The sequence below is a fragment of the Kineococcus mangrovi genome (assembly GCF_041320705.1).
In the GTDB taxonomy this organism is placed as follows: Bacteria; Actinomycetota; Actinomycetes; order Actinomycetales; family Kineococcaceae; genus Kineococcus; species Kineococcus mangrovi.
On record NZ_JBGGTQ010000007.1, the window covers coordinates 17,832 to 33,610 of the forward strand.

Annotated in this window: 15 protein-coding genes; 9 read left to right on the top strand and 6 right to left on the bottom strand. The window is 75.8% G+C overall.

What is annotated here, in order from left to right; translation table 11 throughout:
• Positions 1-41: 41 nt before the first annotated feature.
• The gene (locus AB2L28_RS15055) at positions 42-1,919 is read right to left on the bottom strand and encodes a SpoIIE family protein phosphatase (protein ID WP_370719798.1); all 1,878 of its coding nucleotides are present in this window, start codon (positions 1,917-1,919) and stop codon (positions 42-44) included.
• Between the two features lie 582 nt (positions 1,920-2,501).
• Between AB2L28_RS15055 and AB2L28_RS15060 the strand changes: the two genes are divergently transcribed.
• The 4 genes from AB2L28_RS15060 (at position 2,502) to AB2L28_RS15075 (ending at position 5,799) form a co-directional block, all read left to right on the top strand.
• Positions 2,502-2,933, top strand: coding sequence for a putative immunity protein (locus tag AB2L28_RS15060; protein ID WP_370720006.1), 432 nt, complete (start codon positions 2,502-2,504; stop codon positions 2,931-2,933).
• 766 nt (positions 2,934-3,699) lie between these two features.
• The gene (locus AB2L28_RS15065) at positions 3,700-4,194 is read left to right on the top strand and encodes a LysM peptidoglycan-binding domain-containing protein (protein WP_370719799.1); all 495 of its coding nucleotides are present in this window, start codon (positions 3,700-3,702) and stop codon (positions 4,192-4,194) included.
• A gap of 134 nt (positions 4,195-4,328) precedes the next feature.
• Positions 4,329-4,832, top strand: a complete 504-nt coding sequence (gene nrdR, locus AB2L28_RS15070) for a transcriptional regulator NrdR (RefSeq protein ID WP_370720007.1) — start codon at positions 4,329-4,331, stop codon at positions 4,830-4,832.
• A gap of 61 nt (positions 4,833-4,893) precedes the next feature.
• Positions 4,894-5,799 (top strand): proteasome assembly chaperone family protein, encoded by a 906-nt coding sequence (locus AB2L28_RS15075; protein ID WP_370719800.1) that lies wholly within the window; start codon positions 4,894-4,896, stop codon positions 5,797-5,799.
• A gap of 20 nt (positions 5,800-5,819) precedes the next feature.
• On the opposite strand, the gene AB2L28_RS15080 is transcribed toward AB2L28_RS15075, so the two are convergent.
• Entirely contained in the window at positions 5,820-6,284 is a 465-nt protein-coding gene (locus AB2L28_RS15080; RefSeq protein WP_370719801.1) for a pilus assembly protein CpaE, read from the bottom strand.
• 71 nt (positions 6,285-6,355) lie between these two features.
• Between AB2L28_RS15080 and AB2L28_RS15085 the strand changes: the two genes are divergently transcribed.
• The gene (locus tag AB2L28_RS15085; protein WP_370719802.1) at positions 6,356-6,706 is read left to right on the top strand and encodes a TraR/DksA family transcriptional regulator; all 351 of its coding nucleotides are present in this window, start codon (positions 6,356-6,358) and stop codon (positions 6,704-6,706) included.
• A gap of 25 nt (positions 6,707-6,731) precedes the next feature.
• Here the strand turns inward: AB2L28_RS15085 and AB2L28_RS15090 are convergent, their stop codons facing one another.
• A complete protein-coding gene (locus AB2L28_RS15090) occupies positions 6,732-7,553 on the bottom strand; it encodes a transglutaminase-like domain-containing protein (RefSeq protein ID WP_370719803.1) in 822 nt (273 codons plus the stop codon).
• 77 nt (positions 7,554-7,630) lie between these two features.
• Here AB2L28_RS15090 and AB2L28_RS15095 point away from each other — a divergent pair, with 77 nt between their 5' ends.
• The gene (locus AB2L28_RS15095; protein ID WP_370719804.1) at positions 7,631-8,320 is read left to right on the top strand and encodes an NAD(P)H-binding protein; all 690 of its coding nucleotides are present in this window, start codon (positions 7,631-7,633) and stop codon (positions 8,318-8,320) included.
• A gap of 19 nt (positions 8,321-8,339) precedes the next feature.
• Here the strand turns inward: AB2L28_RS15095 and AB2L28_RS15100 are convergent, their stop codons facing one another.
• Complete coding sequence (locus AB2L28_RS15100) at positions 8,340-8,501, bottom strand: hypothetical protein (RefSeq protein ID WP_370719805.1); 162 nt, start codon at positions 8,499-8,501, stop codon at positions 8,340-8,342.
• Between the two features lie 384 nt (positions 8,502-8,885).
• Between AB2L28_RS15100 and serA the strand changes: the two genes are divergently transcribed.
• Positions 8,886-10,115, top strand: coding sequence for a phosphoglycerate dehydrogenase (gene serA / locus AB2L28_RS15105; protein WP_370719806.1), 1,230 nt, complete (start codon positions 8,886-8,888; stop codon positions 10,113-10,115).
• Between the two features lie 2 nt (positions 10,116-10,117).
• Positions 10,118-10,642 carry a metallophosphoesterase family protein gene (locus tag AB2L28_RS15110; protein ID WP_370719807.1) on the top strand — a complete coding sequence of 175 codons (525 nt, stop codon included), beginning with the start codon at positions 10,118-10,120 and terminating at the stop codon, positions 10,640-10,642.
• Here the strand turns inward: AB2L28_RS15110 and AB2L28_RS15115 are convergent.
• Together AB2L28_RS15115 and AB2L28_RS15120 are read right to left on the bottom strand one after the other, a co-directional pair.
• Positions 10,633-10,842, bottom strand: a complete 210-nt coding sequence (locus tag AB2L28_RS15115; protein WP_370719808.1) for a hypothetical protein — start codon at positions 10,840-10,842, stop codon at positions 10,633-10,635. The genes AB2L28_RS15110 and AB2L28_RS15115 overlap by 10 nt on opposite strands.
• A gap of 80 nt (positions 10,843-10,922) precedes the next feature.
• Complete coding sequence (locus AB2L28_RS15120; protein WP_370719809.1) at positions 10,923-11,957, bottom strand: LLM class flavin-dependent oxidoreductase; 1,035 nt, start codon at positions 11,955-11,957, stop codon at positions 10,923-10,925.
• Between the two features lie 5 nt (positions 11,958-11,962).
• On the opposite strand from AB2L28_RS15120, the gene AB2L28_RS15125 reads away from it, so the two are divergent.
• Positions 11,963-15,739 carry an ABC transporter ATP-binding protein gene (locus AB2L28_RS15125; RefSeq protein WP_370719810.1) on the top strand — a complete coding sequence of 1,259 codons (3,777 nt, stop codon included), beginning with the start codon at positions 11,963-11,965 and terminating at the stop codon, positions 15,737-15,739.
• Positions 15,740-15,779: the final 40 nt, after the last annotated feature.

Consider the following 15,779-nt stretch of genomic DNA (forward strand, 5'->3'; position numbering starts at 1 on the left):
TCCTCCGGTCCTGGCCACGGTAGCCACTGCACCGGCAGCGATCAAACAGGTGTTCGAACCGGCGTGTCCTGCCCACGGCGTCCACCGTGGGGGTGCAGGCGCACCGCCAGCAACGCGACGTCGTCCTCCGGCCGTTGCGGCAGCATCCGCTGCAGGACCGCCTCGCACAGGTCGTCCAGGGTCAGGCTGCGGGAGGCGAGCTCGTCCAAGGTCCCGTGGAGGCGGGCCAAGCCGTCGTCGAGCACCTCACCGCGCCGCTCGACGAGGCCGTCGGTGTAGAACAGCACGGTCGAGCCCGCCTCCAGCTCGGCCACGCTCTCCCCGCGGGGCACCTCGGGCAGCACCCCCAGCAGCAGCTCGGCAGCCGGGGCCTGCAACCAGGACACCTCCGCCCGCGGCGTGATCAGGACCGGCGGGGGATGCCCGGCGTTGGACCACACCAGCCGCTGCACCCCGCGCCGGGCCTCCTGCTCAGTCTGCTCCAGCCGTGCCACCACCGCCGTCGCGGTCGTCCCCACCTGCAGGGCGACCATCGCCCGGTCCACCCCGGTCAGGACGGCGGCCGGCCCGGCGTCGGCGGCCACGGCGATCCCGCGCAGCAGCGAGCGGACCTGGGCCATGGCCGCCGCCGCCTCGGTGTCGTGCCCCAGCACGTCGCCGACGGTCAAGATCGTCGACCCGCACGGCTGGACGAAGGAGTCGTACCAGTCCCCGCCGACCTGCGCGGTCTCCGCGGCCGGGGTGTAGCGCACCGCGACCTGCAGGTGGTCCGGCTGGGCGGGCTCGGTGAGCAGCGACCGCTGCAGCGCCTCGGCCAGCTCACGCTGCCGGCGGTACAGGCGGGCGTTGTCCAGGGCCAGCCCGGCCCGCCCGGCGATGTCGGTCGCGGTGGCGGTCTCCTCGGCGGTGATCGGGCTGCGGGTCGCGCCGTTGGCCAGCGTGAGCGCGCCCAGGGTCCGCCCGCGGGCGCGCAACGGCAGGATCAGCAGCGACTCCGGCGCCAGCTCGGTGACCAGGTCCCGGGCCCGGCCCGGCTCCAGGACCGAGCGCAGGTACTCCAGGGCCCGGGCCGGCTGGACCTGCGGCTGGCCGGTGCCCAGGGCCTGGTCCAGCAGCGACCCCGGATGCAGCACCTGCAGGCGGGTGGCGGCGTACTCGGCCAGCACCGGTCGCACCGCCCCCTCGGCGTGCCAGCTGCCGACGTCGCGCAGGGCCCGCGCGCCGGCCCGGTGACCACTGCGCCGATCGTCGGTGACCAGGCTGACGACGCACCAGTCCGCGAGCAGGGGGACCACCAGCCGCGCCAGGCGGCCGACGGCCCGCTCGCCGTCCAGGGTGCTGGTCAGCTCGCTGGTGACACCGGCCAGCAGTTCGGCGCGGGCGGTCGCCCGGCCCAGGTGGGCCACCAGCTGCTCCAGCTCGCGGGTGCGGGCGAACAGGTCGTGCTCGACGCGTTCGGCCCGCTCGCGCAGGCGTTCGCTCAGCTCGGCCGAGGCCTGGGCGGCGTCGCGGCTGTGGACGTAGTCGGTGATGTCGTCGGAGCGGTGCAGCAGCAGCACGACCTCGCCGTCCTCGTCGAGGATCGGGACGTTGCGCGGGCTCCAGAACCGCTCCTCGTAGGTGCCGCCGGGCATCGGGATGTCGTACTTCTGCACGGCCATCGTCTGCGGTAGACGAGTCTGACGGGTCAAGGTCAACGAGTCGCGCAGGTTCACCAGCCCGTCAGCGGCCGGGTCGTCGGGGTTCATGGGGAACACCTCGAACAACCCGCGCCCGACGGTGGCCTCCAGGGTGGTGGCGGTGACCTCGAGCCGGGCCCGGTTGGCCCGCACGATGACGAAGTCCGGCGTCAGCAGCAGCAGCGGGGCCGGTGTCTCGTCGAAGACGCGCTGGAAGTCCAGCGCGGACAGCGGTCTCAACCGACTCGTTCCCCCTCTGCTCGGAACGTCCTGCGCGGCGAGCTCCACGTCCGACGATCGTAACGATGACCTGCGGGGTGGTCCGCGCAGCACGGCAGGCGATGAGCCACCAGCGCCTCGCGCTCACCCCGCTGGCCAGGACGTCGGCTACGGGCTCCCCGGCGTGGTGGGCTCGCTCACGGGCACCTCCTTGGACCCGACGACGGAGCCGCCGGTGACCCCGCCGCTGGAGCGGCACGTTCCATCCCGCTCCTTCGCCGTGGACGGGGTGCAACGCACCACTTCCGCGGTCCGGCACGTTCCTGTGCCCGCGCACCGGCGATCTCGCGCTCACCTCGTGGTGCACGCTCCGTCGCCGGTGGCCAGCGCCAGCGCGGTCCGGTCGGCGACCTCGCGGTGGTGGAGCGAACCGCGCTGGGCACGGTCGCCCCGCTGCCGCCGGGCGACGGTGCTGCTGGACACCTGCTCCACCGCACGCGCACGGTGGCAGACGTGCCGTCGACACCCACGGGCGACCTGACCCTGCCTGAACAGGACCGACGCGTCCTCATCACCTGAGCCGTCGACTGCGTCCGCCGGGTCCTGCCGCTCTTCGAGCACGCCCACCCCGAGGACACCCGCCTGCGAGAAGGCATCTCCGGAGCCTTGCGCTTCGCCGCGGGCCAGCTGTCCATCGGCGCTGCCCGCACCCTGGCCTTCGGCTGCCACGCCGCCGCCCGCCGGAGCGCCGACGAGGCCGCCCGGGCCGTGGCGCGAGCGTGTGGCCACGCCGTGGCCGTGGCAGACGTGGGTGGGCACGCCCGCAACGTGCCCACCGACGTGCTCGAGGCCCTGCGCGCAGACGGTGCGCCGGCACAGACCTCGCCGTGGAAGACGCCTGGCGACGACGCCGCGTCCCCGCGACCCTGGTGCCCCACGTCTACCCGACCTGAGAGCTCCCCCCGCGCTCTCGTCCCGTCGACGCGACCGGCGGAGGTCGAGTCCCCGGAGCCGGGACCTTGCGAGACCACCTGAGCCTCGTCCGCGGGTGACCCGCGAGGATCGGCCCAGGTCGACCCGGAGGAGGCGGCGGACGTGCCTCCCCGGGCATCCGCTCCGTGCTGGGCGGGTTGCCGCCGGCTCCTGCCGGTGGTGGCCGGGTGGGCGAGCTCGTGCGCTGCCTGCACCTGGCGCCGCGTGGCTGCGGCGGGAGCCGCCGAGCTGCCGGTCGTCGCACCGGCCGGGACGTCGGCGACATCGGGCACGCTGGGGCGATGGGCCGGAAGCGGTGGTGGCAGGTGACGAGGAAGCCCGGGACGTCGCTGGTGCTGGGACTGTCGTGGGCGGTGCTCGCGATCGTGCAGTGGTGGCCGATCGGGGACCCTGGCGCCAGTGCGTGGCGGTGGCTCGGCCGCGCAGGCACGACCGGCATGGCCTGCTACTACCTGGTGGCCTGGGGAGTGCGCCGGTCGAGGGAGCCGACCAGCCGGTCGCACTGAGCGCCCCCGCTCAGCCCTGCGGGCGTCCCCGGGGTCCTGGCACCTCGACCGCTGCCGGGCGTCCGCCGGGCGTCCTGGTGCGGAGCCGTCGGCAACGTCCCGAGGCGCCACGCCCGCGGGGTGGTCCACGTCGTCGCAGGTCAGGCCCTCTGTCGGGGGGTCGTGGCACGTTCCGTGCGCGTCACCCGCCGACCCGCCTCGGGTCGGGGGGTTGCGCTCCGCCGTTCGAACGGTGGTAGAACAGACGCGCTGGATCGAACACCCGTTCGATCGCGGCGACCCCGAGATGGAGGTCCACGCTCGTGAGCACCACCGCCCTCGTCCTCTCCTTCGCCGCCCCCGCCCCGTTCCCCGGTGCGGGCGCCCGCACCCGCCGCGCCGAGCGCCGGGCCGCCCGTCACGAGCAGCGTCGGCTCGTGCGCCACGCCCTGCCCGGCGTCCACCGGGTCCGGCCGGTGCGGCGGGCCCGGCCCGGCCGCGCCCCCCACGGGCCCCTGCGGCTGACGCGCCGCGGACGTCTCCTGGTCACGTGCACCGCGGTCACGGCCCTCACCGGTGCCGTCGTGGCCGTCACCGGGGCCTACACCGGTGCCGCGGCCGGTGCGGAGCAGGCCCCGGCGCCCGTCGTCCTGACGGTCGCACCGGGTCAGACCCTGTCCTCCCTGGCGGCGCAGTGGGCCCCCGGGGAGGACTGGCGCGACGTCGCCGGCGAGATCGTCGACCTCAACGGTCTCCCGTCGATGGCCCTGCAGGCCGGCCAGCGCCTGACGATGCCCGACCGGCCCCACCGGTCCTGACCGTGGAGCCCCCGGTGCCCGGCCCGGGCCCGCTCGTCCCACCGTCGCACCGCTCGGTTGCCGGGCGGGCCTCCCGCGACGTACGGTCGAGGTTGGCCCACAGGCCTCGGACGGTCGTGGGGGAGGGAGCCGGGGTGCACTGCCCGTTCTGCCGGCACGAGGACTCACGTGTCGTGGACTCGCGCACGACCGACGACGGCAGTTCCATCCGGCGACGGCGCCAGTGCCCGAACTGCTCCAAGCGGTTCACCACGGTCGAGACGGCCAGCCTGACCGTGCTCAAGCGCTCCGGGGCTCCAGAACCCTTCAGCCGGGCCAAGATCGCCTCGGGCGTGCGCAAGGCCTGCCAGGGCCGTCCCGTGAGCGAGGACGACATCGCACTGCTCGCCCACCGCGTCGAGGAGGCCGTCCGGGCCCAGGGCGCCGCGGAGATCGACGCCCACCAGGTGGGTCTGGCCACGTTGCCGTTCCTGCAGGAGCTCGACGAGGTGGCCTACCTCCGCTTCGCCTCCGTCTACCAGGCCTTCGACTCCCTGGCCGACTTCGAGAAGGCGATCGACCGCCTCCGCGCCGAGCGCGAAGCCGGTCTGCACGACGTCGACGCCGCGGACCCACGACCGGTCCCGGCCGGCGGCTGACGAGCGTCCCCGCCCGGACCCCTGTGCGCGGGAAGTCGCCCGCTGCGGCGATGATGGGCGGATGCTGGATCCGGCCTCCCTCTACACCTACGAGGGTGAGCGTCCCGCCCTCGTCGAACCCCCGCTGGTCGTCGCCCTCTCGGGGTTCATCGACGCCGGGGGGGCTGTGCGCCAGACGGTCGAGCACCTCCTGTCCACCTGTCGTCACGAGGTGGTCGCCACCTTCGACGTCGACCAGCTCCACGACTACCGCGCGCGCCGGCCCACGATGACCTTCGGCGGGCAGAACTGGCTGGACGTGGAGGCGCCGCAGCTGCGCCTGCTGCGCGTCGTCGACGACGAGGGGTCCTCCCTCCTGCTGCTGTCCGGCCCGGAGCCGGACGTGCAGTGGGAGCGCTTCTGCGCCGCCGTGTGGCGGGTCGTCGACGAGCTCGGCGTGGGCCTGGTGACCGTCCTGTCCGCCGCGCCCACCGCGGTGCCGCACACGCGCCCGTCGGGGGTCACGGCCAGCGCGAGCCGCCCCGAGCTGCTGGAGGGGTACCGCACGTGGGACGTCGAGGCCCAGGTCCCCGGCCACGCCAGCGCGCTGCTGCACCTGCGCGGGGCGCAGGCGGACCGGGACGTCATCTCCGTCCTGGCGCACGTCCCGCACTACCTCGCCGGCAGCGACTACCCGGACGCGGCAGCGGTGCTGGTGCGCACCCTGTCGGGGTCCACGGGCGTCGCGGTGGACGTGGAGGCGCTGCAGGAGGCCGCCGCCGCCACGCGCGTCGAGGTGGACCGCCAGGTGTCCGAGTCCCCCGAGGCGGCGGCCGTCGTCACGGCCCTGGAGGAGCAGTACGACACCTCCGGCGACGAGGGGCGCGGCACGGGTGCCGCCAGCGCGTTCCTGCCCACTGCCGACGAGATCGCCGAGGAGTTCGAGCGGTTCCTGGCCAAGCGCGAGGAGGACCCCGGCCCGGAGTGAGCCGGCCCGGTGCCACCCCGTCAGGACCGGGCTGCGGCCCCGCCCGCGCCGCTCGTGCCGACGCTGCCGCCGGCGGCTCCCGACACGTGGTGCAGCAGCGCCTGCCCGTAGGCGTCGGCGGCGTCCCGGGCCTCGAACGCGTCCGCGCCGTCCTCGTCCAGCAGCAGCACCCGGAACAGCGAGCCGTCGGCGTCCTCGCGGCGCTCCAGCCGCGTGAAGCGGTCGCCGAGGAGGTCGCGCAGCTGGTGCTCGGCCGGCAGCCAGCACGCGTCCGGCTGGTCCACGGAGTCCAGGGCCCACTCGGTGGTGCCGTTGAAGCCGATGACGCGGCCCGTGGGGTGGTCGTGCACCTCGACCGTCATGTCCGAGAGCGTGAAGACGTCGCCGTCCATGTCGCGGTGGGGGATGACGAAGCGGTCACCGGAGGCGGGCTGCCAGGACAGGCCGGCGTCCTTGAGGCGCAGGGCGAGGTCGAGGGAGATCACCCGCCCAGCATGGACCCGACGCGCGGGCCCCGTCGTGCCGGAAGCGCCCGCGCACGGTAGGAACGTCCACCATGGACGCCAGCTCTCTCGACCTCGACGCCGCCCGCGAGCGGCTCCTCACCATGCAGGGCGACCTGCGGACCACGATCGACGACCTCGTCGCCCGGCTCGAGTCCGGCAGCACGCCGGACGCCGCCGAGGGCGGTCAGGACGCCGGCGACATGGGTGCCCACGAGCAGCAGGCCGCCGAGAACGAGGGCCTGCTGGAGGGGGCCCGCCGTCGCCTGGACAGCGTGCAGGACGCGCTGAAGCGGATCGAGGACGGCACCTACGGGGTCTCGGTCGTCTCCGGCGAGCCCATCCCGCCCGAGCGCCTGGAGGCCCTGCCGGACGCGGCGACCCTCGCGGGGGAGGAGGTCTGACGAGCAGGGCCGCGCGGACCGGCGCTCAGCGCAGGGTCGCGCGGCCCCGGTGGTCGTCGGCGGGCAGGTCCCCGTCCACGACCGCCAGGACGGACATCGTCTCGAGGCGGACGGCGCCCGCCGTGGTGAGGAAGGCGGTGTCGGCCGCGTCGCGACCGGTGGTGATGCGCACCAGCGAGGCCCGCGGAGCCAAGCGGGTGGCGTCGACCACCTCCCACCGCCCCCGGGGTGCCGCCTCCACGACGGCGTGGAAGTCCATGGGGGACAGGCCCGGTGCGTAGACGGCGGCCACCCGGGCGGGCACGTCGAGCGCCCGCAGCAGCGCCGTGGTGAGGTGGGCGAAGTCGCGGCAGACGCCCTGGCGGTCCACCAGCGTCTCCAGCGCCCCGTCGGTCGGCGTGCTGGAACCGCTGACGTAGGCCGTGCGCGCGGCGACCCACTGCGCCACCGCGTGCGGCAGGTCGGTGCGGGGGACGGACCCGAACTCCTCGGCGGCCGTCCTGGCCAGCCGGTCCGAGGGGCAGAAGCGGCTGGGGCGCGTGAACTCCCACCGCTCGGCCACCGTGAGCGCCGGCCCTCCCCGCTGCCCCGGCTCGACCTCCGCCGGCTCGACGACGGCCTCGTAGCCGACCTCCACGTCGCCGGCCGGGAGGGTCGCGTGGTGCAGCACGGTGCCCTCGGGCGAGGTCTGCGCACCGACCGCCACCGGCCCCCCGGGGCCGGTGAGGACGAGTTCCTCGGTGCGCACGAGCACCTCGGGACGACGGGCGACGGCGAGCAGCAGGCTCGCCTCGGTGGGCTGGTCGGCGTGCAGCCGCAGGCGCACGCGCATGGAGGTCCGGGGCACGCGGGGATCCTGCCCGAACCCGTCCCCGACGGCCGCACGGGGTGCGGACGGCGGCCCGGCCTCCTACGGTGCCGGTCGTGCGCATCGTCATCGCCGGAGGACACGGGAAGATCGCCCAGCTGCTCGGGGGGCTGGCCGCCGACCGTGGGGACGAGGTGGTCGGCCTGGTCCGCGACCCCGCCCACGAGGCCGACCTGCGGGAGCTGGGCGTCACGGCGCTCGTGCGCGACCTCGAGGACCTCGCGTCCGGGCCCGACGGCCCGCAGCGGCTCGCGGACGACCTGACCGGGGCCGACGCCGTCGTCTTCGCCGCCGGGGCCGGTCCGGGCAGCGGCGCGGCGCGCAAGGACACCGTCGACCGCGGGGCGGCGGTGCTGCTGGCCGACGCCGCCGAACGGGCCGGCGTCCCCGCCTACCTGCTCGTCTCCTCGATCGGTGTCGACCGGGTCCGCGACGGCGCCACCCCCGACGGGGTCGACGACGTCTTCCTCGCCTACCTGCGGGCCAAGCTCGCCGCCGAGGAGGACCTCCTGGCCCGTCCGGGGCTGCGGGTGTGCGCGTTGCGCCCGGCCGGGCTGCTCGACGACCCGGGGACCGGCGCGGTGCACCTGGCCCCGGACGTCGACGGCGGCACGGTCCCGCGCGCCGACGTGGCGGCCGTGGCGCTGGCGCTGCTGGACCGCCTCGTGGCCGCCGACCCCCCGGCCCGCGTGCTGGGCCTGTCCTCGGGGACGACCCCCGTCGACGAGGCCGTCGCCGCCGGCTGACCCCCGACCCGCGGGGCGCTCAGCCGAACGCCCGCCGCGCGCAGGCGAGCGCGAGGAGCGCCAGGGCCACCAGCGCCGTCCGCAGCACGCGGGCGGGGGTGCTGCGGTACCGCCGTGACGCCGAGGACGGCCGGCAACCCCACCGCGGGGTGATCGAGAAGGTGACGGGGGGCGGGTCCACGCGTCGGGCTCCTCTCCACCCGGATCGGGTCGGGTCCCCTCGTCCGTCGCGCGAGGGGAGGAACGGCGGTTGCGACCCGGCAACGCAGAACACCTCAGCCGTCGTCACGGACAGTGAGAACGATTACCCGGCCTGCGCAGTGCGGCCCGGTCCCCGGGGTGCGGGCCGGACGCCGCGATCGATTGCGCGGCAACGCCTCGTCCCCGGTCGAGCCGCGCGGGGAGCGTGGCGTCGCGAAATCCACCCGAAGGCCCGCGAGCACCTGCGATGACGCACCGTGAGCGCGATCCGTCCGGCGGCCGCGGACGGGCGGCACCCCCGCCCGCGGTGCGGGCCCCGTGCGGGAGACTGGACCCCCGACCGCCCCGCCGCTGGAGGAACCACGTGCCCGCCCCCGACCTCGCCCCGGCCCGCACCGGACGTGCGCTGCTGCTCGAGAACGTCCACGCCGATGCCCGGGCGCTGCTGTCCGAGGCCGGCTGGCAGGTCGACACCGCACCCGGCGCCCTCGACGAGGACGAGCTGCTCGAACGCCTCGACGGGGTCCAGCTGCTCGGCATCCGCTCGCAGACGCAGGTGAGCGCCAAGGTCCTCGAGAACGCCCCGGACCTGCGGGCCGTCGGCGCCTTCTGCATCGGCACCAACCAGATCGACCTGTTCGCCGCGGCCACCCACGGCGTCGCCGTCTTCAACGCGCCGTACAGCAACACGCGCAGCGTCGTCGAGCTCGCCCTGGCCGAGATCATCGCCCTCACCCGCCGGCTGACGGTCAAGGACCGCGCCATGCACGACGGCGTCTGGGACAAGTCCGCCGCCGGCTCGCACGAGGTCCGCGGCCGCCGCCTCGGGATCATCGGCTACGGCAACATCGGCTCGCAGCTGTCGGTCGTGGCCGAGGCGCTCGGCATGAGCGTCTTCTTCTACGACCGCACCGACAAGCTCGCCCTCGGCAACGCGCGCCGCTGCGGCAGCCTGCACGAGGTCCTCGAGGTCGCCGACGTCGTGACCCTCCACGTCGACGGCCGCAGCAGCAACAGCGGCTTCTTCGGCGAGGAGGAGTTCGCCCGGATGCGGCCGGGGTCGATCTTCCTCAACCTCTCGCGCGGCTTCGTCGTCGACCACGTCGCGCTGCGCCAGCACGTCGAGTCCGGCCACATCGCCGGGGCCGCCATCGACGTCTTCCCCACCGAGCCCAAGGGGTCCGGGCACGCCTTCGAGTCCGAGCTGCGGGGCCTGCCCAACGTCATCCTCACCCCGCACGTCGGCGGGTCCACCGAGGAGGCCCAGGAGGACATCGGCCGGTTCGTGGCCGCCAAGCTGCGCGACTACGCGCTGCACGGGGCGACGACCCTGTCGGTCAACCTGCCGACGCTGGGGGCCGAGGCCACCCCCGGGACCGTGCGGCTGGCCCACCTGCACCGCAACGTGCCGGGGGTGCTGGCCGCCATCAACTCCGTCCTGGCCCAGGCCGGGGTGAACATCGAGAGCCAGCAGCTCGCCACCCGCGGCGACCTGGGCTACGTCGTCACCGACATCGCCGCCCACGCCTCCGAGGAGGTGGGGCGCCTGCTGCGCGGACTGCCCGAGACCGTCCGGGTGCGGCAGCTGGGCTGAGCGTGGCGCGACTGGTCGTCGTCGCCGACACCCACCTGCCCCGGCGGGCGAAGGACCTGCCGGCACCGGTGTGGGCGGCGGTCGAGGCGGCCGACGTCGTCGCGCACGCCGGGGACTGGTGCGACGAGGCGACGGTGCTCGCGCTGCGGGCGCGATCGGCCCGGCTCGTGGGGGTCGCGGGCAACAACGACGGCCCCGACGTGCGGGGGCACCTGGAGGAGACGGCGACGTTCACCCTCGAGGGCGTGCGCTTCGGCCTCGTCCACGAGACGGGGGGCAGGGCCGGGCGCGAACGCCGGTGCGACGCCGCGTGGGCCGGTGCGGTGGACGTGCTCCTGTTCGGGCACAGCCACGTCCCGTGGGACTCCACGACCCCCCGAGGTCTGCGGCTGCTGAACCCCGGCTCACCCACCGACCGGCGCCGGCAGCCGGCCTGCACCTGGCTGGAGCTCGACGTCTCCGGCGGCCGGGTCGCCGGCGCGACGTGGCACGAGGTGCCCCCGAGGGTGGGGACGGCTCAGAGGTAGATGTCGACCCGGCCGGCGGGGTGCAGGGGATCGGCCGGCCCGACCTCGACGGTCTCCCCGGCGGTGGGCCGGCGGATGACCATCGCCGGGCGACGGCGGCGCTCGCGATCGTGCTCGCGCTCGGCGGTGGTCCCGGTGCGGACGGGCGCAGGCGTGGTGACGGCCGGCGAGCCCCAGGTGGCGCTCTCGAGGCTGATCATGTCGGCCCATCGGTCGTCACGATGCGTAGCTGAGGCACCGCGAGGCCGTCACCCGTCCGGCGCAGCGAGCAGCTCCGGCCTCACGCGGCGCGAGCCGCCGCCCACGCCCCGGGCCACGCCTGCGCCAGCAGCGCGTAGGACGCCGCCCGTTCGGCCGGGTCGTGGACGTTCGTCACGACGAGGAGCTCGTCGGCGCCGGTCCGCAGCGCCAGCCGCGCCAGCCGTCCCGCCACGTCCGGGGCGGTCCCCGCGACCAGGTGGTCCCCGAGCCGTCCCGCGACGTTGCGCTCGGCGAGGGTCCACCGGTGCGCGGCGGCCTCCTCCGGCGTCGGCAGCGGCGCGGGGGCCCCGAGGCGCAGCCGGACCGTGGCCAGGGTCGCGGCGCGGGCCAGCTCGTCGGCCCGCCCGGCGTCGGCGGCGACGAGGGCCGCCACGGACAGCAGCGCGTGCGGGGCGCGGCGCGGGCCGGAGGGGACGAAGGAGTCCCGGTAGGCGCGCAGCGGGTCGGCCGGGTCGAGCGCGCCGAAGTGGCCCGCGTAGGCGTACCCCGTCCCCAGCTGCGCGGCGACGCGCGCCCCGTGGTCGCTGGAGCCCAGGACCCACACCGGCGGCAGCGGCACGCCCGTCGGCATCGCCGTGGTGCCCGCGAAGGGGTGAGCGGGCGCGAAGCCCTCCACGTAGCCGCGCAGCTCGGCGTACTGCTCGGCGAAGTCGTCGGCCGCCAGGGCCTGCCGGGACCGGCGCAACGCCAGCGCGGTGCGCCCGTCGGTGCCCGGGGCCCGGCCCAGCCCCAGGTCCACGCGGCCGGGGTGCAGGGCCTCCAGCGCCCGGAACGTCTCGGCCACGTGCAGCGGGGAGTGGTTGGGCAGCATGATCCCGCCGGCCCCCACGCGCAGGGTCGTCGTCGCGGCGGCGAGCGCGGCGAGCAGGACGGCGGGAGCCGAGACCACGGCCGGGGAGGAGTGGTGCTCGGTGACCCAGTGGCGGTGGTACCCCAGGGCCTCGACGGCGCGCGCGAGGGCGACGCTCTCGTGCAGCGCGCTCGCCGGTGGACGGCCCGAGGCGACGGGGGAGAGGTCGAGGACGGACAGCGGGACAGGGCTCGCGGAGCTCACGGGGCATGTGTCGCAGCCCGGGGTTACCGTCGTCAACCGTGCCGTCAGAACGTTCCCGGGGCAACCGGTCCAGTGCGGGGTGGTTGCGCCGACTGGCCGGGTACTGCGCCCGGCACCCGCGCGACCTGGCCCTGGCGTTCGGGGCGGCGGTCGTGTCCTACGTCGTCACCGCCCTCGTCCCGCTCGTGGTGCGCCACGTCGTCGACGAGGTCGTCGGGACCGGTGGCGGGGACGGCGCAGGGGGAGGCGGATCGCTGTGGCCGTGGGCCGTCCTGCTCGTCGTCGCGGGCCTGCTCGTCTACGCGCTGGGGTTCGTCCGCCGCTACACCGCCGGCCGGCTCTCCCTCGACGTCCAGTACGACCTGCGGGGCGACGTGCACGCCGCGGTGCAGCGCATGGACGGTCGCCAGCTCGACGGCCTGTCCACCGGGCAGGTCGTGAGCCGGTCCATCAGCGACGTCCAGCTCGTGCAGGGCCTGCTGGCCTGGCTGCCGAACGTCACGGGCAACGCCGTCCTGTTCGTCGTCTCCCTCGTCGTCATGGCGGCGCTGTCCCCGCCGCTGACCCTCGTGGCGCTCGCGATCGGGCCGGCCCTGTTCTGGATCGCCTGGCGCAGCCGCCGGGACCTGTTCCCCGCCAACTTCGCCGCCCAGGCCCGGGCCGCCGAGGTCGCCGCCCGCGTGGAGGCGGCGGTGACCGGTGTGCGGGTGGTGAAGGGCTTCGGGCAGGAGGCCGCCGAGCTGGCCCGCCTCGAGCGCGTCGTGGGGGACCTGTTCACCGACCGCATGCGCGTCGTCCGGTACAACGCGCGCTACGGTCCCGCCCTGCAGGCGGTCCCGGCCCTCGGGCAGGTCGGCGTGCTGCTGTTCGGCGGCTGGCTGGCCCTCACCGGGCACATCACGGTGGGCACGTTCCTGGCCTTCTCCACCTACCTCGGCAGCCTCGTCTCGCCCGTGCGCCAGCTCGCCGGGCTGCTGACGATCGGGCAGCAGGCCCGGGCCGGGGTGGAGCGCGTCCTGCAGGTCGTCGACACCCGGCCCACCGTCCTGGCCCCGGACCGCACCCCCACCGCCCGGTTGCCGCAGGGGCCGCTGGCGGTGACCTTCCGCGAGGTGGGGTTCGCCCACGCCCCGGGTCGGCCCGTCCTGCGCGACGTCTCCTTCGAGGTCCCCGCCGGCGGGACGGTCGCCGTCGTCGGGACGGCCGGGTCGGGCAAGTCGACGCTGACGGCGCTGCTCGACCGCTTCCACGACGTCGACGCGGGCAGCGTCGAGGTGGGCGGGGTCGACGTGCGCGACCTGGACCCCGAGGAGCTGCGCCGGGCCGTCGGCATGGTGTTCGAGGAGACGTTCCTGTTCTCCGACACCGTGCGCGCGAACGTCGCCTACCCCGTGCCCGAGGCCACCGACGAGCAGGTGCGCGCCGCGCTGCGCACCGCCGCGGCCGACGGGTTCGTCGACGCCCTCGACCACGGCTGGGACTCCCTCGTGGGGGAGCAGGGGCTGACCCTGTCCGGGGGGCAGCGCCAACGGATCGGCCTGGCCCGCGCGCTCCTCGCCGCCCCCCGCGTGCTCGTGCTGGACGACGCGACGTCCGCCGTCGACCCGACCGTCGAGCAGCGCATCCTGGCGGCCCTGGCCACCGGGCGGCCCGCCGGGCAGACCGTCCTGCTCGTCGCCCACCGCCGCTCCACGCTGCGGCTGGCCGACCGGATCGTCGTCCTGGACGGCGGCCGGGTGGTGGACACCGGCACCGAGGCGGAGCTGACCGCCCGCTGCGAGGTCTTCCAGCGGTTGTTCGACGCCGGCCCCGACACCCCCGCACCCGCCGCTGACCGGGTCCTCCGCGACGCGTCGCCGTCGCAGCCGCAGTCGCAGCCGGCGTCGTCCCGGTCCGTCCCGGCCCCGCGCCGGTCCGGCCGGTCCGCCGCGGGGGCCGCCGTCGACGCCGGCCTGCCCGTCTCCTCCGAGCTGGCCCGCCGCATCGAGGCCCTGCCGCCGGCCACGGACGTGCCCGACGTGGACGTGGCCGCCGTCGAGCGGCACGACCCGCGGTTCTCCCTCGGCCGGTTGCTGCGCCCGTTCCGGTGGGCGCTGGTGGCGGGGATGCTCCTCGTCGCGGGGGACGCGGTGGCCCAGCTCCTCCTGCCGCAGCTCGTCCGGGACGGTCTCGACGACGGGGTCGCCGGGCAGGACCTGGGAGCGCTGCTCGTCGCCTCGGCGGTGGCCGCGGTGGTCGTGGCCCTGGACTGGCTCGTGACGGTGGGGCAGGGCCGGGTGACCGGCCGCACTGGCGAGCGGCTGCTGTTCAGCCTGCGGCTCAAGACGTTCGCGCAGCTGCAGCGCCTGGGCCTGGACTACTACGAGCGCGAGCAGGCCGGTCGCATCATGACGCGGATGACGACGGACGTCGACGCGCTCTCGCAGTTCCTGCAGAGCGGGGTGGCGCAGACGCTCGTGAGCCTGCTGTCCGTGGTCGGCGTATTCGTGGCGATGCTGCTGCTGGAACCGGAGCTGGCCCTCGTCGTGCTGGCCGTCCTGCCGGTCCTCGTCGTCGCGACGCTGCTGTTCCGCTCCCGCTCGCGCCCGGCGTACACCGAGGCGCGCGAGCGCGTCAGCGCCGTCAACGTCCAGTTCCAGGAGTCCGTCGCGGGTGTGCGCGTCAGCCAGGCGTTCGTCCGGGGCCGGCAGGACGCCGAACGGTTCCACGCGCGCGGGTGGGCGTACCGGCAGGCCCGGCTCCGGGCCCAGCGGTACATCGCGACGTACTTCCCCTTCGTGCAGTTCCTCAACGAGGCGACGGCGGCCCTGGTGCTCGTCGCCGGTGGCGCCCTGGTCCGCGAGGGCCGGATCACCGTCGGCGTGCTCGTCGCGTTCCTGCTCTACGTCGACCTGTTCTTCTCCCCGGTGCAGCAGCTGTCCCAGGTCTTCGACGGGTACCAGCAGGCGGCGGTGGGCCTGCGCCGGATCCGCGACCTCCTGCGCACCCCGACGACGGTGCCCGCGGCGCAGGACGCGGCACCCGTGGGGCGGTTGCGCGGTGACGTGCGCCTCGAGGGCGTCGAGTTCCGCTACCAGGGCACCGAGCGGCCGGCGGTGACGGCGCTCGACCTGCACGTGCGGGCCGGTGAGACCGTGGCGCTGGTGGGGGAGACGGGGGCGGGCAAGTCGACCGTCGTCAAGCTCGTGGCGCGGTTCTACGACCCCACGGCCGGGCGCGTCCTCGTCGACGGGACCGACGTGCGCGACCTCGACCTCGCCGGCTACCGACAGCGGCTCGGCGTCGTGCCGCAGGAGGCCTACCTGTTCGACGGGACCGTCGAGGAGGCCATCGCCTACGCCCGTCCCGGCGCCACGTCCGAGCAGGTGCGGGCCGCGGCCGCCGCGGTCGGGGCCGACGCCGCCATCGCCGCCCTGCCCGGCGGGTACGGGTTCGTCGTCGGGGAGCGGGGCCGCAACCTGTCCACGGGCCAGCGCCAGCTCGTGGCCCTGGCCCGCGCCGAGCTCGTCGACCCCGACGTCCTCCTGCTCGACGAGGCGACGGCGGCGCTCGACCCCGCCGCCGAGGCCGCCATCGCCGCGGCCAGCGACGCCGCGGCCAGCCGGCGCACGACGATCGTCGTGGCGCACCGGCTCTCGACGGCGGCCCGCGCCGACCGGATCGTCGTCCTCGCCCACGGCCGGGTCCTCGAGCAGGGCAGCCACGTCGACCTCCTCGAGCGCGACGGCGCCTACGCCGCCCTCTGGGCCTCGTTCGTCGCCGGACGGGCCGCCGCCGCCTGACCTGCCGCTCCGGTGCCGCGCGACCCCTGGAGCTCGCGGT

Excerpts from the sequence above, each read along its gene's own strand:
- AB2L28_RS15125 (WP_370719810.1), top strand. The coding sequence starts at position 11,963 with ATGTGTCGCAGCCCGGGGTTACCGTCGTCAACCGTGCCGTCAGAACGT.
- AB2L28_RS15085 (WP_370719802.1), top strand. The coding sequence starts at position 6,356 with ATGGACGCCAGCTCTCTCGACCTCGACGCCGCCCGCGAGCGGCTCCTC.
- AB2L28_RS15075 (WP_370719800.1), top strand. The coding sequence starts at position 4,894 with ATGCTGGATCCGGCCTCCCTCTACACCTACGAGGGTGAGCGTCCCGCC.
- AB2L28_RS15115 (WP_370719808.1), bottom strand. The coding sequence starts at position 10,842 with ATGATCAGCCTCGAGAGCGCCACCTGGGGCTCGCCGGCCGTCACCACG.